We start from the raw sequence: 22948 nt of genomic DNA, 5'->3' as shown, positions 1-22948 counted from the left end.
GAGACGTCACCACTTATGGATCAAGTGTTCTATAAACTCCTTGGATGGCCAGCGATCTTCTCCGTCTCACCGTCCTGGGGTCTGCGACGCCCTATGCGAGCGTGGACAACCCGTGCTCCGGGTATCTGGTGTCCAGCGGCGACACTCGGGTCTGGGTGGATGCGGGCAGCGGGACGCTGGCGCAGTTGCAGCGGCACGTCCGGTTCGATGAGCTGGACGCGATCTGGATCTCGCACCTGCACGCCGACCACAGCGCGGATCTGCTCACCGCCTACTACGCGGCGCTCTTCGCGGACATACAACTCGCCGCGCCCATCCCCCTGTTCGGGCCACCGGGCATCGCCGCGCGGCTCGTCCACTTCCTGACGAACACCTCGCAGAGCAGCCCGGTCGAGTCCGCCTTCGCCATTCAGGAGCTGCACGACGGGCATCAGGCACGTGTCGGCGCACTCACCTTGACCAGCCGGGCGGTGGCGCACGGAATTCCGGCCTTCGCCCTACGCGTCGAGGCCGCGAACCGATCGCTGGTCTACTCCGGAGACACAGCGCCGTGCGCGAACCTCACACAGCTGGCCGAGGGGTGCGATGCGCTGCTGTGCGAGGCCGAGAGCGCCCAGGCGCCGGCCGAGGGCGAACAGGTGCACCACACGCCCGAAGACACCGGCGACACGGCCGACGCGGCCCGGGCAGGCCGTTTGATCGTCACCCACGTCGGCCGGTTCCTCACCCCGCAGCAGGCGGTGGCGCGCGCCTCGGCCCGGTTCGACGGTCCCGTCGACCATGCCGCGCCCGGTGCCACCTTCTCGATCGGTTAGGGCCTCTCGTTTGGATCACGGCGGGCTCACGTGCCCCGGCACCGTGCCTCGCCGCGTTGTCGTCGGTCGCCAGGGCGTCGTCCCCGAGCTCTCGGCTCCGTTCGAGCAGGGGAGACCTCATCCGGCCCCCTCCTCCGCCTTGCGATCCACGGCACCGGGCCCTAGGCACCGATCCGGCCCGATCCAATCGAAAGAACCCAGGCCCGACTCCCAAGCGTCGGCCCGGACCACTGCCGCCGATGTCGGGGTTTTGCGGCCGGTCCAGGCACGCTCACGGGCGTTCGGGCTGCACCGGCGAGCGGGGTGACAGTCTTCGTGTCCGCGCCGGGCCGACGGGATCCGGCACCGGGTGCTGTGATTGCGGCGGCAAGTTCACGGAGGCGGTCGCAGACCCCGGCCGCTGATGCGGGGCGGTCGTCGGGATCCTTGGCAGTCGGATCCTTGGCAAGGGGGGCCAGGACGAGGTCGTCATGAGCGGCGGGGACGCCGGGCCGGGGCCGTGCCTCGGCGTCGTCACCCCCGAACTCGCCACGCCGAGCCGTGGTTCGTCGGGCACGGGCACGGGACATCTCAGCCCGCCGCAGCGAGGACCAACGGAAGGACTTGTTCGCTGCCTGCCCGGCGCAGCAGGCGGGCAGCGACTGCGAGGGTCCAGCCGGACTCGGTGGAATCGTCCACGAGCAGGACGGGACCCGGAGAACTCGCCAGGGCATCAGCCAGCTCCTCGGAGACAGCGAAGCTGCCGGACAGCGCCCGGAGGCGTTGGGCGGAGTTGCTGCGGCGCGCCGCGTGCGCGCCGCTCGGGCCGGTGTACGTCAGGGTGCCCAGAAAGGGGAGGCGGCCGGTGGTCGCGATTCCCTGGGCGAGGGAGCCCACCAACTGGGGTCGGGTCAGGGACGGTACGGCAACCACTCCCACCGGCCGTGCCGAGGCGTCCGGGACGTCAGGTGCCCAACCGCCCGGGGAGCGTGCCCAGTCGGCGAGGACCGCCACCGCGGCCCGCAGAACGTCGTCGGGGACCGGACCGTCGGGCGTGTTCTCGGCCAGCAACGGACGCAATCGGTTGCCCCAGCCGATGTCCGAGAGCCGTCCGAGGGCACGCCCGGTGGAACACTGCTCCTTGGCCGGAATGCGGCCCTTGAGGTCGATGCCCAGCGCGGGCATACCCGTCGGCCACATCCGGCGCGGCTCGACCTCCACCCCCGGGCGGTCCAGTTCCTTCGTCGCCCCCGTCAACGTCTCCGCCGAGACAGCGGGATCGGCCCAGGCTCCCGCGCAGTTGTCGCAACGACCGCACGGGGCGGCGCCCTCGTCGTCCAGCTGCCGGCGCAGGAACTCCATCCGGCATTGGGACGTGCTCGCGTAATCGCGCATGGCCTGCTGCTCGGCAGCCCGCTGCCGAGCCACCCACGCGTAACGTTCGGCCTCGTACACCCACTCGGTTCCCGTGGCGGTCCAGCCGCCCTTCACCCGCTTGACCGCGCCATCGACATCGAGCACCTTCAGCATCGACTCCAGTCGGCTGCGCCGAAGATCCACCGCCGCCTCCAGGGCAGGCACCGACAGCGGCCGTCCCGCGCCGGCGAGGGCCGAGAGGGTCTGACGGACATGCGCCTCGGGCGGGAAGGCCGTATCGGCGAAGTAGCGCCAGATGGCCTCGTCCTCCTTGCCGGGCAGCAGCAGGACATCGGCGTGCTCGACCCCGCGGCCGGCGCGGCCCACCTGCTGGTAGTAGGCGATCGGTGAGGACGGCGAACCCAGATGCACCACGAAACCCAGGTCCGGCTTGTCGTAGCCCATGCCCAGCGCCGACGTCGCGACCAGTGCCTTCACCCGGTTCTCCTGCAGGTCGACCTCGGCCTGCAGCCGGTCCGCGTTCTCCGTCTTCCCCGTGTACGAGGCCACGCGGAAGCCGCGCTGACGCAGAAAGGCGGTGGCCTCCTCGGCTGCGGCGACAGTGAGGGTGTAGATGATTCCGGAACCCTGCAGATCGTCCAGGTGTTCGGCGAGCCAGGCCAGGCGGTGCGCGGCGTCCGGCAGCTGGACCACACCCAGCCGCAGACTCTCCCTGTCCAGCCGGCCGCGCAGCACCAGGGCCTCGCCGGCACCGGTGCCCAGCTGCTCGGCCACATCCGCGGTGACCCGCGCGTTGGCGGTCGCCGTGGTGGCCAGCACCGGCACGCCGGCGGGCAGCTCGGTCAGCATCGCACGCAGCCGCCGGTAGTCGGGGCGGAAGTCGTGGCCCCAGTCGGAGATGCAGTGCGCCTCGTCGACCACGAGCAGACCGGTCGTGGCCGCGAGCTCGGGCAGCACCTGATCGCGGAAATCCACAGAATTGAGGCGTTCCGGACTCACGAGGAGAACGTCGGTCTCACCGCGCTCGACCTCCCCGTAGATCGTCTCCCATTCCTCCGGGTTGGCCGAGTTGATGGTGCGCGCGTGGATGCCGGCCCGCGCCGCCGACTCGACCTGGTTGCGCATCAGTGCCAGCAGCGGCGAGATGATCACCGTCGGGCCGGCGCCACGCCGACGCAGCAGAGCAGTGGCCACGAAGTACACCGCCGACTTGCCCCACCCCGTGCGCTGCACCACCAGCGCACGGCGGCGCTGCTCCACCAGAGCCGCCACCGCCTGCCACTGGTCCCCCCGGAGCCGTGCCGAACCGCTCGGGTCACCGACGAGCTCAGCGAGAACGGTATCGGCTTCGGTGCGGAGCTCCAGGTTGTCCATGCCCCCATGCAACCCGATGGCACGGACAATCGACCAATTCACCCCCCGTGACAGTCGAATCACAAAAAGTGTCGGCCATGCACCGATCGCGGACCGCAGGCCGGGGCGCTCGACCACACCCCTCACCGATGGTTGCGTCCATGCAGGTCAGGCCCCAGTTCCACCCGGAGCCCGACACCTTCCCGGTTCGGCGACCGAGCGGCTCAACAATCCCGTTTCCGGGGCCGGTTCCCGCCCCGGCCTGCCGCGGCGACCGGGGCTACGGCTGTTGCACCGCCGCGGCGTCGGCGGTGTTTCCGCTGATGCCGGCCGTTCGAACGTGACGGGAGGCGTTACCCGGTCACGGCGTGGGCAGGGATATCAGAGTCAATTCCCCTGATACCCGTCAGCTGCGCCAATTGCTCGTTGCCGCCCGCCGATACGCCAGGAAGAATTGGGCTCGCTCCCCGCACGGTCCTTTCGCGGCCCGGAAGGGCTGTGCCGCGGTGCGCCCCCACTCGACCTTGCCCGCACCGTGGGCGCGTATGCGAAGGGAGGACCGTGACCTTCGGATTCGCTCCGTCCGCAGACACTTCGATGCCGACGTCTTCGGCGTCCACCGAATCCGCCAACCGCCTGGCCCGGATGCTGGAACCGGCCGAGTGGGCAGAGGCGGGCATACCCCTGTTGCGCAGCCCACGCGAGGTTGTCAGCGGCCTGCACGCCCGCCACCGGCCGACGCCGACGACCGCTGTCGTCGCCGTACTCGACCACGAGGAACGCCTCGCGGCCAGTGCCTCGTTCGCGCGCCGCTCCATGACCGCGGACGGCTGGGAATTCCGCAACGCGTTGCTGTCGAATCTGCGCCGGGTCATCCCGCACGATCTCCGCCGCCGCACTCCCGTCCGTACCGCGGTACTGCTCTACTGCCGTGAGGGCGACGAGCGTTGGACGGAGGAGGACGGCGCGTGGATGTGGGGCCTGCGGGACGCCTGCACATTGCACGGCCTGCGGTGCGGCTCGTACATCACACTCACCCGCGGCGGCTGGCAGGTGCTGGGCGAGGGCCGGGGCGGACGTCGACCCGACTCCACATCGCAGCCGTCCGCGCTCGCCGACACGACACTCGGCCGCGATTCCGTGCCGCTGCGCACAGGCGGCGGCGCCGCTCAGGCGCAACGGCGGACCGCGGCACGCTGACCCGTGGTCGCGGGCCCGGCCGCCCCGTCGGGCAGCCGGGTCACCACGCTTCGGGGTGTCCTGCGGCTCAGACGCCGGCGCCGAGCACCGCGTTGATCGTCTGAGGGTCGCCGCAGACGATCAACAGGGCTCCGGCACGTTCACGGGCACCGGACAGCGCGTCGGCGACCGTGTCGCCGCCGTTGACGGCGACGACGACCACGGGCCGCGGCTCCAGCCGGTCCGAAGCTGCGGCACCGGCGAAGAAGACGTCGTCACCGGCTTCGTGCTGCGCCCAGTAGGCGGCGTCACCGAAGGAGAGTTCGTGCACGGCCCACGGGTGCTGCTCACCGGTGGTCAGCACCAGGATGTCACCCGGTGCACGCCCGGATTCGAGCAGCAGATCCACCGCTTCGTCGGCGGCGTCGAGAGCGCCGGCGGCCGAGGCGGGAATGAGCTGGATCTGCGGCGCGGAACGATTCTCCGGTCGGGCCGGCTTCGACTGACCGGGGGTGACGTGCGGGCGCTGCGCCGGGGGCGCGGGCCTCGCGGGGCCGGGACCCGGACGACCGGGGCGCGGCGTGGCCGCTGAACGCGGGCCGGGTACAGGACGGGGGGTCGGCGCGGTGCGGCCTGCGGCCGGAGTGACGCGGGGACCCTGGGCGCTCTCGTGAATCTGAGGCTCCTCGGGGATGAGAGGCATGGGTGGTTGTCTATCAAACGCCGACACACGAGGCATCAGCGGGTGGGTACATGTGCGCGATCAGAAGTCGAAGCCGAGTTGGCCCCCGCTTTCCAGTGCAGCCGCCTCGGCGGAGAAACGGACCTTCTTGAGGTGCTGCCACCTGGGCAGCGCGTCCAGGTAGGACCACGAGAGACGGTGATGGGGCGTGGGCCCCCACTGCTCCAGCGCGGCCCTGTGCACAGGTGACGGGTAACCCGCGTTGGCGTCGAAGGCGAAGGCGGCGTACTCGCCGGAATCCGCGCCCAGTTCGGCCATCATCGTGTCCCGTCGCACCTTCGCGATCACCGACGCCGCCGCGACCGCGATACAGGACTGGTCACCCTTGATCACCGTGCGGACCTGCCAGGGCTGTCCCAGGTAGTCGTGTTTGCCGTCGAGTATCACCGCGTCGGGACGCACCGGCAGGGCTTCGAGCGCGCGCACGGCGGCCAGCCGAAGCGCAGCCGTCATGCCCAGGTCGTCGATCTCCTGCGCAGAGGCGTCCCCCAGAGCGAACGCGGTGACCCAGCGCTCCAGCAACGGGGCCAGCTCCGCGCGGCGCTTGGGGCTGATCAGCTTGGAGTCGGTGAGTCCGGCAGGGGGTCTGCGAAGGCCGGTGACGGCCGCACACACGGTGACCGGTCCCGCCCACGCTCCGCGTCCGACCTCGTCGACACCGGCGACGGTCTTGGCACCAGTGGTAGCGCGCAGTGAGCGCTCGACGGTGTGCGTGGGTGGTTCGTACGGCATGGCGCCTGTCAGCGTACGCCGATGGGAACTCCGACAACACCCCGGGTCGCCCGACGACCGGCCGGGCCGCGCACCGAGTCGCAGAACGGATTGCGACAAGATCGTGGACCGCGGCATTCCGTTTTATGGAGGGCCACATGTCCGAAGCCTGTGGGCCATGTGTCCGAAGCGCCACGCATACGGGACGGTGATCACTGATGGGTGTGCCGACGCCCCGAAGCGGCCGCCAGGGTCACCGACCGAACATGCTCAACATGCCGGATTCGTGCATCACGGAACGCGGCACATGCGGGCCGCCGCGCACACGCGGCCGCATCTCTCCCGTTCCGCTCGCGTCAGTACGGGTCGTAGGGGTCGTACGGATCGCCTTCGTCACCGCCGAAGCCGCCGCCCGTACGCGAAGCGCGGCACACCCGCGCCAGATCGCCCGAACCCCGTTCTCCCAGAATGTCGCGGGCCCGTGCTTCGGGCCAACTGGTGGCGTACCAAGGGGCGTCGGATGATCGCAGCGACCGATCGATCTCCATGAGGGCGCATGAGCGCAGTGGCTCCGGCAGTGTGTCCAGGGCAGGCACGGCGTCGGCCGAGAGGCGCTGTACGTAGTCGATGTCGATGGAGTGGTCATTGCGGTACCCGCTGAACGTTCTGTTCGGCGATCAGCCCGTCGGGCGAGATCAGGCCGAACGTCAGCACGGCGACGGCCGCGCTCGCGGCGACGGCGCGCGGCAGCAGTCGGGCACCGGACACGCCGGCGATCATGATCAGGACGAGCACCAGGCCCAGCCAGAGCTCGACCGCGGCCACGGATATGCGCAACCGTGTCAGGCCGTACGCCTCCACGTACAGGTCCATGCGCCTCAGCGCGGAGGCCACTACGACAAGGGTGAGCAGACACAGCACGCCGAGCACGCTCCGTACGAGAGTGCGGTCACTCCCCCGCTCGCGGGGGGCCGGACGCAGGGCGAGCGCGATCACCAGCAGCGTGAGGAGCGTGGCCCACGGCAGTTGCCAGAAGCCTTGCCGAGCGTATTGGGAGTAGCTGAGGTCGGTCTCGGCCATCACCTTGTCGTATCCGCCGAGCAGCACGGTGAGCTGGATGGTGATGAAGGCGGCGAGCAGCAGATTCAGCACAATGAGCGGCAGTGCCCATTCCAACCGCCCGCGGGCCCTCCCCGGACGAACGGTGATGGCGCCCCGGCGCACCGGGGCGGCCGCCGTGTACGCGGCTGCGAGTGCGCCGACCAGGCCGACCACGAAAAGGAACGACCGCCAGGCGCTGTCGCCCACCGACACATCGGGGACGAGGTTGCCGAGCACATCGGCGAAGGCGGCGTCGGCACTTGCGAGGAGCGCCCCGAACACGATGAGCAGGACGACAGCGACCGCAGTGGTGTGGAAGACGACGCCCCACCGGCCTCGGGAGTCCGCCATCCGTTCGCGCACGCCGCGCGCTCCCCAGGCCACACCCTCGGTGACGGAACTGAAGAGGCCCAGTGAGCCGAGCAGCACCCCGAGCCGGCCACGCCTGCCGTGCAGAGCGAGCAAGCCCAGGGCGACAGTCGACACGACGGCGAGGAAGGTGGGCCATCCGGCGTCCCGAAGGGCCGGGACGACGAGGAGGGCCAGGCCACCGACCGCCCGGACAGCTGTCCAGGGACGGAGGCGACGACCGGCCGCCCGCGCGGCGAAGAAGGCCGCGAGCGCGGCGGGAACCGCGACGATCAACAGGTTCGAACCGAGGCCCTCACCCAGCAGCAGGGCGCTCGGTATCGCGGTGGCGAGGACGCAGCAGAGCGTCGCACTCCCGATGGTGGCGGGTTCGGCCGGGCGCAGCCGCGACAGCAGCGAGGGCTGGAGGTTGCCGTGCTGCCAAGGGGTGGGGTGTGGCTGTTGTCCGACCGGTTGCGTGCCGGTCGGCACCTTCTGCGGTTCCGGGGCGGCGCCGCGGGACTCCGGCAGCCGCCCCTCCGACGGCACGGACGACGCAGCGGACGGAGCGGACGCGGTCGGCCTTGACGTCCCGGGCCGCACCGACGGCTCGGCCTGCCCCGACGGCTCGGGCCGGTCGGAGGCAGCCTGTGGCCGGGGCGTCTTCGATGGTTGATCGGACATGGGACCCCTCCCCCACCGGGATCCGCGCGCACCGCCGCCGGGCAGCACGGGAACACCCCGGCGTCTCATTCGGTGCACGCCCGCAAGGATGATCACCATGGGCGGCGTGGCCGAAAGAGTGGCTTCCCCTCACAGTCACCGGCCGTGCGCGGAAGGGCTGTGGCAGTACCGTGACAGTCGGTGGTCCGGCTGACGCACCATGTCGACGGCGCCGTCGTCGCCCTCGTCCTACCGCAGCAGCCAGTCCGGCAGTTCCTCCGTCTGCGCCGACCAGTGGGCAGGTGGCGCGCCTGTGCTTCCCGCCGCCAGGATCCCGCCGACGATGGCACAGGTGGTGTCGACATCGCCGCCTGCCTGGGCGGTCACCCAGAAGGCCTGCTCGAAATCACCGAGGCTTCGCGCCGCCGACCAGAGAGCGAACGGGACGGTGTCGTGTGCGCTGGTACGCCGGCCGTTGCCGAGAACCGCGGCAACCGTTCCCGCGTCGCCGTAGTCGAGCATGTCGCGTGCCCGGCGCAGCCCGGCACCGACCGCGCTGCGCGGCACGAGTGCGATCACACCGTCGAGAAGCTCTGTCGGGGTGGGCGGCCCCGTGGTCGATGCCGCCAGTGAGGCCGCGCCCGCGACGGCCATCGCACCCACGACCGCCTCGCGGTGTTGGTGCGTGGTGTACGAAGAGATCTCGGCCTGGTGCGTGGCCTGCTCCGGGTCGTCCGCGTACCAGGCGCCGAGTGGCGCGATGCGCATCGCCGAGCCGTTGCCCCAGGAGCCCTGCCCCTTGAACAGCGCGGACGCCAGCTCCCGCCAGTCGCCGCCCTCCCGTACCAGCCTGAGCAGCCGGTTCACGGCAGGGCCGTATCCGCGGTCGAAGTCGTGGTGCTCAGCGAAGGAACGCGCGAGCGCGTCCTGGTCGATCCGCTCGTGCTCCGCCAGCACGGCAAGCACCGAGGACGCCATCTCGGTCTCGTCCGTCCACTGCCAGGGGCCGGGGGGAAGTTCGCGCCGCTTCAGCAGCGGGTAGTTGGCCGGCACAAAGAACTGGGAACCCAGCGCGTCTCCCACAGCCAGTCCACGCAAGCTGGCCAAGGCGCGTTCGAGACGTTGATCGGTTGCAGAGTCAGCGGTTGTCATCGCCCTTCCACTCTATCCGGTGATGCCGTACGGCTCGGGTACGCGCCAGCGTTCGAACGGCCGGTCAAGGGTGTAGCGCCCGTCCTCTCCGAGGATCAGCGTTCTCGTCTCCCCGTTGCCCGGATTGGACAGCGACTCGAACTCGGCCACCGACCAGTGGAACCAGCGCATGCAGAACAACCGCATGGTCAGTCCGTGCGTGACCAGCAGCACGTTCGGCGGGTGGTCGGGGGCCTCGAAACTCCGGTGCAGACTCTCCAGGAAGGCGCCGACCCTGTCGTACACATCAGCCCCGGATTCTCCCTGCGCGAAGCGGTAGAAGAAGTGACCGTAAGCGTCCCGGTACGCCTTCTGCAGCCTCACGTCGTCCCGGTCCTGCCAGTTCCCCCAGTCCTGCTCCCGCAGCCGCGGCTCCTCCCGCACCCGCACCCGTTCAAGGTCGAGGCCGAAGGATCTGAACGTCTCGTGCGTGCGGCGGTAAGGGGAGACGTACACGCTGACCCGCTCGCCGTCGAACATCTCGCGCAGCCGCACCCCCGTCTGCCTGGCCTGCCGCAGCCCGGCGGAGGTGAGCCTCAGCGCGTGGTCCGGCTCACGCTCGTACACCGTGTCGTCGACGTTGCCTTCGGACTCCCCGTGCCGGACGAGGACAATGCGTTGCGGTCGTGCCATGTACAGACCCTAGTAGGGCCTCCCGTTCCGGTCATACCGGGCTCGCGTGGGCCGGTGCCCCGCTTCGCGGCGTTGTCGTCGGTCACCATGGCGCCTTCCCCCGGGCTCTCGGCTCCGCTCGGGCTGAGGAGGCCGCGTCCGGCTCCCTCCTCCGCCTCGCGGTACACGGCACCGGGCACCGCTCGCCGATCCGGCTGATCCAGCCGGAAGGCCCCGGATCGGCCCTGGCTCATGCGAGCAGTTGTCCGGACTCCGTCCGCCGGATGTCGCCGGTGAAGCGGCGGCGCAGCAGCCGGTCGTGGGAGACCACCACCAGCGCACCCTGCCGGAGGCCCGGCGCCTCCTCCACGGTCGGGGGACGCCGCGATCGGGCGGCGATGCCCAGCCGTGCCTGGAGAGGCCATCGAGCTTCCCGGCCCGCCCCAGGTGCGCCCAATCCGATCGGATCCGGTCCGGTCCGGTCCGGTCACACCGTCCAGGACGGCTCAAGCTGCACAACGTCTCCCGCCACCGCGGCCACATCGTCCTCGGTCTGCGCCCGTTGCGTCAGCCGATCGATGCTCCCCGCCCGGTATTTGCCCCGCTCGGCGCTGGACTGCCACATGGACAACACGAGGAACTCGTGCCCCGGCGCCTCCCCGAACACCCCTCGCAGCATGCCGGGCGAGCCGGCCATCGCCGGATTCCACACCCTCTCCTGCATCAGGGCGAAATGCTCGACCCGGTCCTCGTGCACCTTGCTGTGTGCCACCCTGACGACATCCGCGTCGGTGAAGCGCGGTTCGAAGCCGGTCTTCACATCGAAGCGGTACTCGAACAGCTTGACCTGGATGCTGCTGTACGTACCGGACTGCGCGGCGGCCAACTGGTCGTGCGCGCGCGCCATGAACGAGTCGTAGAAGACACGGTTCTCCCAGAAGGCGAAGACATGCGCCACTTCCGGACGCCCTCGACTCCAGCCGCCGCCCTGTCCCCTGAACCCCGGCTCACCCAGCAGCCCCGCCCACTTTCGCTGTCCCCGTTCAAATCCTCGACGGTCCACCACGGTGCAACGAATCCACTTGACCAGCACCGCGCCATCGTACGGTGCCGAACATCCCGCGGGTCACGCTCTGATGGAGTACACGCGAACCGAAAGGCACGAAGCACAGAATGACCTCCATGGCTTCGTTGCACTCCAACCCCCTGTTCGCCCGCCTCGATTCCGCGGAACGCGTCCTCGTCGCCGGGGCCGGCGGTGGCTTCGACATCTACGCGGGACTCCCTGTCGCGCTCTCCCTCCTCCACCGGGGCAAGCAGGTCCGACTCGCCAATCTCTCGTTCAGCGCTCTCGAAGGACTGCCCCTCGACGCCTGGCTCGCTCCGGATGTCGCGGTCGTCACCCCCGAAACAGCTCTCCACCAGGCGTACTTCCCGGAACGGACCCTCGCCCAGTGGCTCGAACTGCACGGCTATCCGAGCACGGTGCACGCCCTCTCGCGCGTGGGAGTACAGCCGCTGCGAGCCGCCTACCAGGCACTGATCGAGAAGTACGACATCGATGCGGTCGTCCTCGTCGACGGCGGCACGGACATCCTGATGCGCGGCGACGAATCCGGCCTCGGCACGCCGGAGGAGGACCTGACCAGCGTCGCGGCACTCGCCGCAATCGACGTACCGGAACGCCTGGTTGTGTCCATCGGCTTCGGCATCGATGCCTATCACGGGGTGAGTCACGGCCTCGTACTGGAGAACATCGCCGCACTCGAACGGGACGGTTCCTGCCTCGGAGCATTCTCCGTCTCCCGTACGACCCGTGAAGGGGCGCTGTTCGTCGACGCGGTGGCGCACGCGCAGCACCACACCCCCGACCACCCCAGTATCGTCAACGGGTCGATCGCCGCAGCCGTCCAGGGAGCCTTCGGTGACGTCCAGTTCACCTCGCGCACCCATGGCAGTGAACTGTTCATCAATCCCCTGATGACCCTCTGCTTCGCCTTCGAACTGGACGGAGTGGCCCGCCACTGCCTCTATCTCGACCGCATCGAGGACACCCATCTCATCCGTCAGGTCAGCAGCTCCATCGCGAAGTTCCGGGACGAGGTCCGGCAGCGACCACCGCGCCGCATTCCGCACTGAACGGGCTGAGCGGGCTGAGCGGGCTGCACGGGCTGAACGCTGGCCCGAATCCGTCGTCGATGACCGAGCCGGTTGGATCCACAGCCCGTTACAGACATGATCAGGTGGTATGAACGGCCCGACGGCCCAGCGGCGCACCAAGGAGGGAAGTCCGATGAGCACGCCCAACAAGGACCTCGAAAAGGTCGAAGTCAGGCTGAAATGGGATCCCAGCCCGCCGGGTGCCCCGGCCCACGACCTCGACATCATCGCGGCCACCTACTTCGCGGAGGCGCCGTACGGCAGTCCCGCGTACCTCGTCCATTTCGACAGCCGTTCGCCGGACGGCACCATCAATCTCGACCGCGACAGCAGGACCGGCCAGGGCTTCGGTTTCGACGAAGTGATGACGCTTGAACTGCACCGGTTGTCGGCCACGTACACCCGGGTCGTCGTCGGCGTCGCCATCCAGCAGCGCGACGGCCGCAAGACGTTCGCCGAGATAGCGAACACGGGCGTACAGGTCCGGGAGGGCTATACGAATCTGGCCGAGGACGACTTCTCCTCGGTCGGCACCGCCACCGCGGCGACCGTCGCCGAGTTCGTCCGCGGCGCCTCCGGTGTCTGGGAGTTCCACGCCACGGTCCGGGGCTTCGACGGGGACCCCGGTACGTTCGCCGAGATGATGGGCGGCCGTACGCCCGGAGCGTGACGGGTCACGGGGAAGAGCCGGGGCCGCACTGTCGACGCGTCGGACACCCGGCAACTCGTACCCCCGCGACAAAGACACGGCAGAGGGTGCCGACCTGTGGTCGGCACCCTCTGTGCAGCGCGGCTCAATGCCCCCGGCGGGGGACGCTCAATGTCGCGTCAGACGCCTTGGGGCTCGTTCTCAGCTGCAACCGCTGGTCGAGCCGCAGCCCTCGCAGATGTAGCAGGACCCGGCGCGCTGCATCTTCGTACCGCAGGAGAAGCAGAGCGGCGCGTCCGCGCTGATGCCCAGCTGCATCTCGACGAGCTCCGCCGAGGTGTGCGCCGTCCTCGGAGCCGGCTTCTCGGCCTCCGGTACGGCCGCGACCGCCTTCAGCGGCTCCGTCCGCACCGGGGCGGACTGGGCCAGCGCCTCGACGTCCAGTTCGTCGTCCTCCAGGGAGGGCTCGTACGAACCGGTGTCGAGGTGACGCTGACGCTCCTCGGCCGAGTGGATGCCGAGTGCCGAGCGGGTCTCGAAGGGCAGGAAGTCCAGCGCGAGACGGCGGAAGATGTAGTCGACGATCGACTGCGCCATCCGCACGTCCGGGTCGTCCGTCATGCCGGCCGGCTCGAAGCGCATGTTGGTGAACTTCGAGACGTACGTCTCCAGCGGGACGCCGTACTGCAGACCGACCGAGACGGCGATGGAGAAGGCGTCCATCATGCCCGCGAGGGTGGAGCCCTGCTTGGACATCTTCAGGAAGACCTCGCCGAGACCGTCGTCCGGGTAGGAATTGGCGGTCATGTAGCCCTCGGCGCCGCCCACCGTGAAGGAGGTGGTGATGCCGGGACGGCCCTTGGGGAGGCGCTTGCGGACCGGGCGGTACTCGACGACCTTCTCGACCGCGGTACGGATGGTGTCCTCGGCCCTGGCCGCGACCGCGTCGGTCGCGGACTTCTCCTTCTCCTTGGTCTTCGCGGAGAGGGGCTGGCCGACCTTGCAGTTGTCGCGGTAGATCGCGAGCGCCTTGACGCCCATCTTCCACGCCTCGAAGTAGACCTCTTCCACGTCCTCGACGGTGGCCGTCTCCGGCAGGTTCACCGTCTTGGAGAGCGCGCCGGAGATCCACGGCTGGATCGCGGCCATCATGCGCACGTGGCCCATCGCGGAGATGGAACGCTCGCCCATCGCGCAGTCGAAGACCTCGTAGTGCTCGGTCTTCAGACCGGGGGCGTCGATCACATTGCCGTGCTCGGCGATGTGGGCGACGATCGCCTCGATCTGCTCCTCCTGGTAGCCCAGGCGGCGCAGGGCCTGCGGAACGGTGCCGTTGACGATCTGCATCGAACCGCCGCCGACCAGCTTCTTGAACTTGACCAGGGCGAGGTCGGGCTCAAGGCCGGTGGTGTCGCAGGACATGGCGAGACCGATGGTGCCGGTGGGCGCGATGACCGAGGCCTGCGCGTTGCGGAAACCGTTCTTCGCGCCGAGGCGGATCACGTCCTGCCAGGCCTCCGTGGCGGCGGCCCAGATCGGGTTGTCCAGATCGTCCATGTGGACGGCCGCGGCGTTGGCGTCGGCGTGCTGCTTCATGACGCGCTGGTGCGGCTCGGCGTTGCGGGCGTAGCCGTCGTACGGGCCGACGACCGCGGCGAGCTCGGCGGAACGCTTGTACGAGGTGCCGGTCATCAGCGAGGTGATGGCACCGGCGAGGGCGCGGCCGCCGTCGCTGTCGTAGGCGTGGCCGGTCGCCATCAGCAGGGCGCCGAGGTTGGCGTAACCGATGCCCAGCTGGCGGAAGGCGCGGGTGTTCTCGCCGATCTTCTGCGTGGGGAAGTCGGCGAAGCAGATGGAGATGTCCATCGCGGTGATGACCAGCTCGACGACCTTGGCGAAGCGCTCGGACTCGAAGGACTGGTTGCCCTTGCCGTCGTCCTTGAGGAACTTCATCAGGTTCAGCGAGGCCAGGTTGCACGAGGTGTTGTCCAGGTGCATGTACTCGCTGCAGGGGTTCGAGCCGTTGATCCGGCCGGACTCCGGGCAGGTGTGCCACTGGTTGATCGTGTCGTCGTACTGGATGCCCGGGTCGGCGCAGGCCCAGGCCGCCTCGGCCATCTTGCGGAAGAGGGACTTGGCCTCGACCTCTTCGATGACGTCACCGGTCATCCGCGCGCGCAGCCCGAACTTGCCACCGGACTCGACTGCCTTCATGAACTCGTCGTTCACGCGGACCGAGTTGTTGGCGTTCTGGTACTGGACGGACGTGATGTCGTCGCCACCCAGGTCCATGTCGAAGCCCGCGTCGCGCAGGGCGCGGATCTTCTCCTCTTCCTTCACCTTGGTCTCGATGAAGTTCTCGATGTCGGGGTGGTCGACGTCGAGGATGACCATCTTGGCCGCACGGCGGGTGGCACCACCGGACTTGATCGTTCCGGCGGAGGCGTCGGCACCGCGCATGAAGGAGACCGGGCCGGAGGCGTTGCCGCCGGAGGACAGCAGTTCCTTGGAGGAGCGGATACGGGAGAGGTTCAGGCCGGCGCCGGAGCCGCCCTTGAAGATCATGCCCTCTTCCTTGTACCAGTCGAGGATCGACTCCATGGAGTCGTCGACGGCCAGGATGAAGCAGGCGGAGACCTGCTGCGGCTGGGGCGTGCCGACGTTGAACCAGACCGGCGAGTTGAAGCTGAAGATCTGGTGCAGGAGGGCGTACGCCAGCTCGTGCTCGAAGATCTCGGCGTCCGCGGGAGAGGCGAAGTAGCCGTGCTCCTCGCCGGCCTTGCGGTACGTCTTCACGATCCGGTCGATGAGCTGTCGCAGACCGGTCTCGCGCTGCGGGGTGCCGACGGCCCCGCGGAAGTACTTGCTGGTGACGATGTTGACCGCGTTCACCGACCAGAAGTCGGGGAACTCGACGCCACGCTGCTCGAAGTTGATCGAACCGTCGCGCCAGTTGGTCATGACGACGTCACGGCGCTCCCATGCCACCTCGTCGTACGGATGCACGCCGGGGGTGGTGTGGATGCGCTCGATACGCAGACCCTTGCTCGACCTGGATCCCTTGGCTCGGGAACCTCGTGCCGGGCCGCTCGCCGTCTCTGTCATGCCGCCTCCCATATGTGGGCAAAAACGCCCTGAAGTGCCCAGAACTTCCCGGGGCACAGTCTGTCTCTGATGCTTCGGGCGCCACGCACAGCGCCCGGAGCGGGTCCATGAAGCCGCCCTGTCGCCGATCCGCACACCTGCGCCGATCGGCCGGTGCCGCTCAGTCGGCGGCGACGGCGGGAACGGGGACCTCAAGGGTCTCTCCGGTCCCGCGTTCCTCCACGGGAGGTCGCCGTTCACGGAGTTCCGCGATGGCGGCCTCGAAGTCTTCGAGTGTGTCGAACGCCCGGTACACGGACGCGAAACGCAGGTACGCGACAAGGTCGAGTTCCTGCAGGGGGCCGAGGATGGCCAGGCCCACGTCATGGGTGGTCAGCTCGGCGCTGCCGGTGGCACGCACCGCCTCCTCGACCCACTGGCCGAGCTTGGCGAGGGCGTCCTCGGTGACCGGCCTCCCCTGGCACGCCTTGCGCACGCCGGAGATGACCTTGGTACGGCTGAAGGGTTCGGTCACACCGCTGCGCTTGACCACCATCAGCGAACAGGTCTCCACCGTGGTGAAGCGGCGGGCGCAGTCGGGGCACTGGCGGCGGCGGCGGATCGACGTGCCGTCATCGGTGGTGCGACTGTCGACGACCCGGCTGTCGGGGTGCCTGCAGAAGGGACAGTGCATGGCTCCCAACCCTCCTTCACAGCACGACTGAATAGCCTCTTCAGGACCCGCCGGGGCCCCTCGAAGCAGTGACAAGCATAGGCGATGGCCACACCCCCGGCGGACCGGGGACCACAACTTCTGGGTGACTGGAGCAATCCAACCACTAGATCTTGGGTTTGGTCGCGCATTCGGCCCTAGCGCGTGTCGCGCATCGCGGGCGATCGGCAGGCAGCGTACGGCCGAGCACGAGGTTACGGGAACCGCGAGGCCGCCAGGATTGCGGGGCTCCCGCTGTCGGACTCGGACAACACCCGGAGAGGGCCCCCGCCCGGCGGGATCGCGCCGGCGAACGTTACCGTAATGGTCCGAATTGCCACGGGAAAGCGCTCCGGATTCCTCCTCGACCGACGGATCACTCCGAGCCGGAGCTCGACCGACCCGACGCCGCACATACACCCGACAGTGAACACGCGACAGACTTTTATTCGTTTTTCACTCGAACGTGTGTTTGGCGCAACCTTTCGAAAGCCACTACCGTTGTCCAGCTAGGGAGACCATTCGAGAGGGGCCGACGTGACCACCACCGCAGACAGTGCCACCATCACTGCCCAGGACCGCTCCCAGAGCCGACTCGAGCCGGTGCATGCCATGAATGACCCAGTCACGAACACGGAGGGGCCCGAGCCCATGCGCCCAGCGCGCTCGTTGCCCGGCCGGCCTCCAGGGATCCGGGCGGACAGCTCGGGGCTCACGGACCGGCAGCGGCGCGTGATCGAGGTGATCCGGGATTCCGTGCAGCGACGTGGGTATCCGCCCTCGATGCGGGAGATCGGTCAGGCGGTGGGCCTGTCCAGCACGTCCTCCGTCGCGCATCAGCTGATGGCCCTGGAGCGCAAGGGTTTCCTGCGTCGCGACCCCCATCGCCCGCGGGCGTACGAGGTCCGCGGCTCGGACCAGCCCACCTCGCAGCCCACCGATACGACCGGGAAGCCCGCGGCTTCGTATGTACCGCTGGTGGGCCGGATCGCGGCCGGTGGCCCGATCCTCGCCGAGGAGTCGGTCGAGGACGTCTTCCCGCTCCCCCGCCAGCTGGTCGGCGACGGAGAGCTGTTCGTGCTCAAGGTCGTCGGTGACTCGATGATCGAGGCGGCGATCTGTGACGGCGACTGGGTCACCGTGCGTCGCCAGCCCGTCGCGGAGAACGGCGACATCGTGGCAGCCATGCTGGACGGCGAGGCCACGGTCAAGCGCTTCAAGCGTGAGGACGGCCATGTGTGGCTGCTCCCGCACAACTCCGCCTATCAGCCGATCCCGGGCGACGAGGCGACGATTCTCGGCAAGGTGGTGGCGGTGCTGCGGCGAGTGTGACGACTCGCCGGCTCCGACCGGGCCCCGGGATTCACTGCGCCGATCCCGGGGCCTGCCCGTGCCCCCTGACAACCGGACGGACTACCGGCCGTCGGCCTTGGCTGCCGAATCGATCGCCGCGAGTGAGCGGCGCGCCTGATTACGGTCGGTCGTGTACCAGAAATCGGGCAGCGAGGCGCGCAGATAGCTGCCGTACCGGGCGTTGGCCAGGCGCGGATCGAGCACCGCGACCACGCCCTTGTCGCCCGTGGCCCTGACCAGTCGGCCGGCACCCTGGGCCATGAGCAGCGCGGCATGCGTGGCCGCGACGGCCATGAACCCATTACCGCCCGCCTCCTCGACCGCCTTCTGGCGCGCGCTCATCAGCGGATCGTCGGGGCGCGGGAACGGGATCCGGTCCATGACCACCAGCTGGCAGCTGGCCCCGGGCACATCGACACCCTGCCAGAGGGACAGCGTGCCGAAGAGGCAGGTCTCGGGGTCGGCCGCGAAGTTCTTGATCAGCTCTCCGAGGGTCTCCTCGCCCTGCAGCAGGATCGGCTTGTCGAGTCTCCCCCGCAGTTCCTCGGCGGCGGCCTGAGCCGCCCGCATGGACGAGAACAGCCCGAGGGTGCGCCCGCCCGCCGCCTCCACCAGCTCGGCGAGCTCGTCCAGCATGTCGGTGCGCGATCCCTCCCTGCCGGGCGTCGCCAGATGCCGGGCGACGTAGAGGATGCCCTGCTTCGGGTAATCGAACGGCGACCCGACGTCGAGTCCCTTCCACTGCGGAAGGTCGTCGCCCGCAGTGCCCTCGGGAGCGAGCCCGAGCGACGCACCCACCCCGTTGAAATCCCCGCCGAGCTTGAGCGTCGCCGATGTGAGGACGACGGACCGTTCGGCGAAGAGCTTCTCGCGGAGAAGTCCGGAGACGGAGAGCGGGGCGACCCGCACGGAGGCGCCGAAACGGTCGTGTCGCTCGTACCAGACGACGTCGTACTCCGAGCCCTGGGTGATCCGCTCGGCGACGCCGTGGATCGTCTCCACCGATGCGAGTGCCTGCTTACGGACGACGTCCTCGTCCTGAACGGACTTGTCCCGGGTGGCGCCCAGGGCCGAGATCACCGTACGCGCGGCGTCCCGGAGCGCCAGCAGTGCGTAGCCGAGGTCCTCGGGGACCTCTTCCAGCCGGCCGGGGAGCGCCAGCTCCATCACCCGCTCGAAGCCCTCCGAAGCGGTCTGCAGGGCGTCGGCCGCCTTCTCGTTGACCAGCTTCGCCGCTCGGCGCACAGCGCGGTTGACCTGACCGGGGGTGAGCTCTCCGGTGGCCACTCCGGTGACCCGGGAGACCAGCTCATGGGCCTCGTCGACGATCAGCACCTCGTGCTGCGGGAGCACCGGGGCGCCCTCGATGGCGTCGATGGCGAGGAGGGCGTGATTGGTGACCACGACATCGGCGAGCTTGGCGCGCTCACGGGCGAGCTCCGCGAAGCACTCGGCGCCGTACGCGCACTTGGAGGCGCCCAGACATTCGCGCGAGGAGACCGAGACCTGCGCCCAGGCGCGGTCGGAGACGCCGGGGGTGAGGTCGTCACGGTCCCCGCTCTCCGTCTCGTCCGACCAGTCCCGCAGCCTCAGCAGATCCTGGCCGAGTTTGCTCGACGGGGCCGCGGCCTCGAACTGATCGAAGAGTCCCTCCTCCTCGTCCTGCGGCACTCCTTCGTGGAGCCGGTGCAGGCAGAGATAGTTGGACCGGCCCTTGAGCATGGCGAACTGGGGGCGTCTGCGCAGCAGCGGGTGCAGGGCGTCGACCGTGCGCGGAAGATCGCGCTCCACGAGCTGGCGCTGCAGCGCGAGCGTCGCCGTGGCCACCACTACGCGCTCTCCGTGCGCCAGCGCGGGCACCAGGTAGCCGAGGGACTTGCCCGTGCCGGTGCCGGCCTGGACGAGCAGATGGGATTGGTCGTCGACAGCCTCGGCGACGGCCTCGGCCATGGCGGCCTGGCCGGGCCGTTCCGTACCGCCGACGGCGGTCACGGCGGCGTGGAGGAGCTCGGGGAGGGATGGCTTCGTCATAGCCCGACCACCCTACGGTGCACCACTGACAACGGCGATCACTCCCGGACTCGGACGGAGGGGTGGAGCGGGTTCGGAACGGTTCCGTGGATGGCGGCGTGCGGCCGCCGGGGGCGGTCCCGGTAACCGTCCACATGCAGGCGGTTGCGGTTCAGGCAGAGGCGTTGGATGCGAGGCGTCAGCATGTCGAACATCTCAAAACGCTCCTTGAGCTCGGGAAAGCGGGCGTGGTACCGCAGGATCTCGGCCCGCACGAGTGACCAGAAATCGGCCTCCGGGACTCCCAGCTGCTCCTCGCAGAGCGGGGACAGGAATCGGAAGACACCGATGAACAGTCCGGCGTGGATGAACTGGGTGAGGAACGAGGGGGGCTCGGTGAGCAGGATGCTGCGTACGTCCTGCGGCATCGACGCGTGCTCCGGCAGCGACTGGGCGCTGATGTTCACATCGTCCACGAAGTCCTTGATCGCCAGGCGCACGGGTACGTCCTGGTCGTCGAAGACGACGATGGCGTTCTCGCCGTGCGGGGAGAACACGGTGCCGTAGCGGTAGAGGAAGTGCAGCAGCGGCGGGAGCAACGCGGCGAAGAGCCGGGTCAGCCAGACGGTGGGGGTCAGTCCCGAGCGGGCGACGAGTTCGGCCGTGAAGGCGCGTCCGCGGGGATCGGTGTGGAGCAGCGAGGCGAGGGTCCGGGCCCGTTCGCCCGGCGCGAGCCTGGGCTGGAGCGGTTCTCGCCAGATCGCGCCGAGGATCTCCTTGAACTGGTACGGGGTCTCGGGAAGGTGGTCGTAGAGCGGGTGCTCGACGGTCACGGAGGCCACCTCGCCGAGCAGGATGACCCCACAGGTGTCGCGAAGAAAGGCGTCCTGGTCACGCAGGCCCTGGACCCACCCGGTGACGGCGGGGGCCGCCAGGGTGCGCTCGGTCGGCAGACCCCGCCAGACCAGCGTGTTGAGGATCGACAGGGGCAGTTTGACCGTGTGCCGGTCGGGACGGGACACGTTGGTCAAGGTACGGATGGACTGCTGCGGCAACCGGTCGTCCGCGTCGGCGTGGAGCGGAACGATGTCGCCCGCGGCAATGGCCGGGGCGAAGACCGGAACGATCCATTCGTCCCACTGCCAGGGGTGCACGGGGAGACAGAGATAGCTGTCGGGATCGAGGCCGCGGGTGTGGAGCACGGCGGCGAAGGAGTCGCGGACCGACCGGTCGAGTTCCTGCGCGTACAGCTGCCGGGGGGTGGCCAGGCCGGTCACTCCGCGGTAGGCGGCGATCCGGGTGGAGACGGCGATCCACGGCAGTCTGACCGGCGTGCGGGCCTCGGGGGCGTAGCGGGAGGCGTCGGAGGCCGAGAAGCCGAGGCGCCCCTTGTTGGCCACGAGCCAGGGGTGGCCGGTCTGATGCCCTTCCAGCTCGGCGTAGTCGAGGTCGGCCAGCCGGGCGGCGGGGAGCGCGGTGTGGTCGAGCCGGACGTCGGCGGCGAGGGTGGTGGTGATCTCGCGGATGAGGTGGCCGAGGGTGGCGCCGTCGATCCCGAGGAGGTGGCGGGCGCGGGCGAGGAAGCTCAGCGGGTCGTGAAAGGGGACGGTGTCGCTGTTCCCGTCCCGGAGTTGCTCGGCGAGCATGTCCCGGCCACTGCCGTGCGTCGATTCCGCAGACGCGCTCCGGTCACTGTCGCGCGTCGATTCCGCAGGGGCGGCCCCGGCGCTCCCGCGCTTCTCACGAATCGAATCGGGAGCGATGAGCCAGCCGCCGTACACGCCCCGTCGGGCGCTGAAGCTCAGGGTTCCGCCGTCGTCGAGTCCGAGGGTGTACGTGTCGCTCCCGTCGGCCTGTGCGACCGGTTCGACGACTTCCTCGTAGGCGAACTGACCGAGCATCTTCGCGAGCAGCCGCGCGGCGGCTCCGTCCCAGGCCGCCCGGTTCAGTTCCGGTGTGCTGAGCAGTGGGGCTGACTCCGCTGAATCATGGCTCGCGGGATATTTCGGCACAAGGCCTCCTCGGGACGGAACCGATGGGGTGGTTGCGGTAAACGCAAGGCAGCAGATCGTTCACAGCTGGGCACGGTGGGTTCGGTCGCGGACCATCAGGGCAGCTCGCTTGTCGGGGAGTTCGACTTCCGCGGAGAAGCGGAAGCCGGCGCTCAGGAAGGCGGAGACGGAGGGGGTGTTTCGCAGGTCGGGTTCCGCGACGACACGCGCGCACAGGGGGCGGTTGTCGAGCACGAGGTCGGAGACGGCCCGGAGCAGGGTGGTGCCGACGCCGCGTCCTCGGTTGTTCACACCGCCGATGAGCAGATGGATTCCGGTGTCGTGCGGGCGGGCGGGGTAGTGGCGCGCCAACGGATCGAGATCCGCCCGGTAGATCTCCCAGTAGCTCATGGGAATCCCGGCCAGCACGCCGAGACATGGGACGCTGCGCCCGTCGCCGTCGAGTTGAGGACGCAAGTGGTCGGCGGTGACCGCTTCGGATCCGGCGAGTTCCCAGAAGGCGGCGACCGCGGGGTCGTTCATCCAGCGGCTGATCACGGCGAGGTCGCGTTCCAGCCGAACGGGGACGAGCTGGAGCACCCCGGCCGGGGTGGTCACCGGCCCCCAGTCGGCCGGGTGGTCGAGGAGATCGGCGAAGGCCGCACCGCTCGTGGCCGTCCGTCTGCCTGCGGCCGGGCCCGCGTCGCCCGGTTCGGACGACGCGGACGTGTTCGACGGCAGGGGAAGCGCCGGGGTGGCCGATGCGTCCTCCCCGGGCGTGGCCGGTGTCCCCTCCTCGAACAGAGCGAGGAGTTCTTCGGGGAGCGGCAGGTCCAGGGTGTCCTCGGCGCCCGTGTCGGTCAGCGGGGCAGGGCGGGCACCGGCTTCGGTGTGCGCATCGGCGGGAGCCACGGTGTC

The 22948-nt window shown here is 69.4% G+C and carries 16 protein-coding genes and 1 pseudogene; 5 read left to right on the top strand and 12 right to left on the bottom strand.

Annotated features, from left to right (window positions below):
* The first annotated feature begins 44 nt into the window (after window positions 1-44).
* Window positions 45-815, top strand: coding sequence for an MBL fold metallo-hydrolase (locus tag ACIOHC_RS12660; protein ID WP_365692716.1), 771 nt, complete (start codon window positions 45-47; stop codon window positions 813-815).
* 570 nt (window positions 816-1385) lie between these two features.
* On the opposite strand, the gene ACIOHC_RS12655 is transcribed toward ACIOHC_RS12660, so the two are convergent.
* Complete coding sequence (locus ACIOHC_RS12655; protein ID WP_365692718.1) at window positions 1386-3545, bottom strand: RecQ family ATP-dependent DNA helicase; 2160 nt, start codon at window positions 3543-3545, stop codon at window positions 1386-1388.
* A 540-nt stretch (window positions 3546-4085) separates the two neighbouring features.
* On the opposite strand from ACIOHC_RS12655, the gene ACIOHC_RS12650 reads away from it, so the two are divergent.
* On the top strand, window positions 4086-4724 hold the full coding sequence (locus ACIOHC_RS12650; protein ID WP_351075135.1) for a hypothetical protein: 639 nt from the start codon (window positions 4086-4088) through the stop codon (window positions 4722-4724).
* Window positions 4725-4791: 67 nt separating this feature from the next.
* Here the strand turns inward: ACIOHC_RS12650 and ACIOHC_RS12645 are convergent, their stop codons facing one another.
* From ACIOHC_RS12645 to ACIOHC_RS12620, 6 genes and pseudogenes are all read right to left on the bottom strand, one after another.
* Window positions 4792-5406 (bottom strand): hypothetical protein, encoded by a 615-nt coding sequence (locus ACIOHC_RS12645; RefSeq protein ID WP_351075137.1) that lies wholly within the window; start codon window positions 5404-5406, stop codon window positions 4792-4794.
* Window positions 5407-5466: 60 nt separating this feature from the next.
* Window positions 5467-6177, bottom strand: a complete 711-nt coding sequence (locus ACIOHC_RS12640; protein WP_351075139.1) for a ribonuclease HII — start codon at window positions 6175-6177, stop codon at window positions 5467-5469.
* Window positions 6178-6512: 335 nt separating this feature from the next.
* Window positions 6513-8289 (bottom strand): annotated as a pseudogene (locus ACIOHC_RS12635) (DUF4153 domain-containing protein).
* A 228-nt stretch (window positions 8290-8517) separates the two neighbouring features.
* The gene (locus tag ACIOHC_RS12630) at window positions 8518-9420 is read right to left on the bottom strand and encodes an ADP-ribosylglycohydrolase family protein (protein ID WP_351075141.1); all 903 of its coding nucleotides are present in this window, start codon (window positions 9418-9420) and stop codon (window positions 8518-8520) included.
* A gap of 12 nt (window positions 9421-9432) precedes the next feature.
* Entirely contained in the window at window positions 9433-10092 is a 660-nt protein-coding gene (locus tag ACIOHC_RS12625; RefSeq protein WP_351075142.1) for a histidine phosphatase family protein, read from the bottom strand.
* Between the two features lie 466 nt (window positions 10093-10558).
* Entirely contained in the window at window positions 10559-11164 is a 606-nt protein-coding gene (locus tag ACIOHC_RS12620) for a YdbC family protein (protein WP_351075144.1), read from the bottom strand.
* An 89-nt stretch (window positions 11165-11253) separates the two neighbouring features.
* On the opposite strand from ACIOHC_RS12620, the gene ACIOHC_RS12615 reads away from it, so the two are divergent.
* The gene (locus tag ACIOHC_RS12615; RefSeq protein ID WP_351075146.1) at window positions 11254-12210 is read left to right on the top strand and encodes a DUF1152 domain-containing protein; all 957 of its coding nucleotides are present in this window, start codon (window positions 11254-11256) and stop codon (window positions 12208-12210) included.
* Window positions 12211-12364: 154 nt separating this feature from the next.
* A complete protein-coding gene (locus tag ACIOHC_RS12610) occupies window positions 12365-12901 on the top strand; it encodes a TerD family protein (RefSeq protein ID WP_351075148.1) in 537 nt (178 codons plus the stop codon).
* Window positions 12902-13081: 180 nt separating this feature from the next.
* Here ACIOHC_RS12610 and ACIOHC_RS12605 read toward each other — a convergent pair whose 3' ends face one another.
* Together ACIOHC_RS12605 and nrdR are read right to left on the bottom strand one after the other, a co-directional pair.
* Window positions 13082-15985, bottom strand: a complete 2904-nt coding sequence (locus ACIOHC_RS12605; RefSeq protein WP_401842688.1) for a vitamin B12-dependent ribonucleotide reductase — start codon at window positions 15983-15985, stop codon at window positions 13082-13084.
* A gap of 160 nt (window positions 15986-16145) precedes the next feature.
* Window positions 16146-16658: a transcriptional regulator NrdR gene (gene nrdR / locus ACIOHC_RS12600; RefSeq protein ID WP_351075152.1), complete on the bottom strand. Its 513-nt coding sequence runs from the start codon at window positions 16656-16658 to the stop codon at window positions 16146-16148.
* A 555-nt stretch (window positions 16659-17213) separates the two neighbouring features.
* On the opposite strand from nrdR, the gene lexA reads away from it, so the two are divergent.
* On the top strand, window positions 17214-18008 hold the full coding sequence (gene lexA / locus ACIOHC_RS12595; protein ID WP_351075154.1) for a transcriptional repressor LexA: 795 nt from the start codon (window positions 17214-17216) through the stop codon (window positions 18006-18008).
* 81 nt (window positions 18009-18089) lie between these two features.
* Here the strand turns inward: lexA and ACIOHC_RS12590 are convergent, their stop codons facing one another.
* From ACIOHC_RS12590 to ACIOHC_RS12580, 3 genes are read right to left on the bottom strand one after another with little or no spacing between them, the layout of a single operon-like run.
* Window positions 18090-20060 carry an ATP-dependent DNA helicase gene (locus ACIOHC_RS12590; RefSeq protein WP_365692726.1) on the bottom strand — a complete coding sequence of 657 codons (1971 nt, stop codon included), beginning with the start codon at window positions 20058-20060 and terminating at the stop codon, window positions 18090-18092.
* 38 nt (window positions 20061-20098) lie between these two features.
* Complete coding sequence (locus ACIOHC_RS12585; RefSeq protein WP_401842686.1) at window positions 20099-22051, bottom strand: IucA/IucC family protein; 1953 nt, start codon at window positions 22049-22051, stop codon at window positions 20099-20101.
* A gap of 60 nt (window positions 22052-22111) precedes the next feature.
* Entirely contained in the window at window positions 22112-22942 is an 831-nt protein-coding gene (locus ACIOHC_RS12580) for a GNAT family N-acetyltransferase (protein WP_401842685.1), read from the bottom strand.
* Window positions 22943-22948: the final 6 nt, after the last annotated feature.

It is taken from the genome of Streptomyces sp. NPDC088252 (assembly GCF_044740965.1).
Taxonomy (GTDB): Bacteria; Actinomycetota; Actinomycetes; order Streptomycetales; family Streptomycetaceae; genus Streptomyces.
This window is presented reverse-complemented; position numbering and strand designations above follow the sequence as displayed.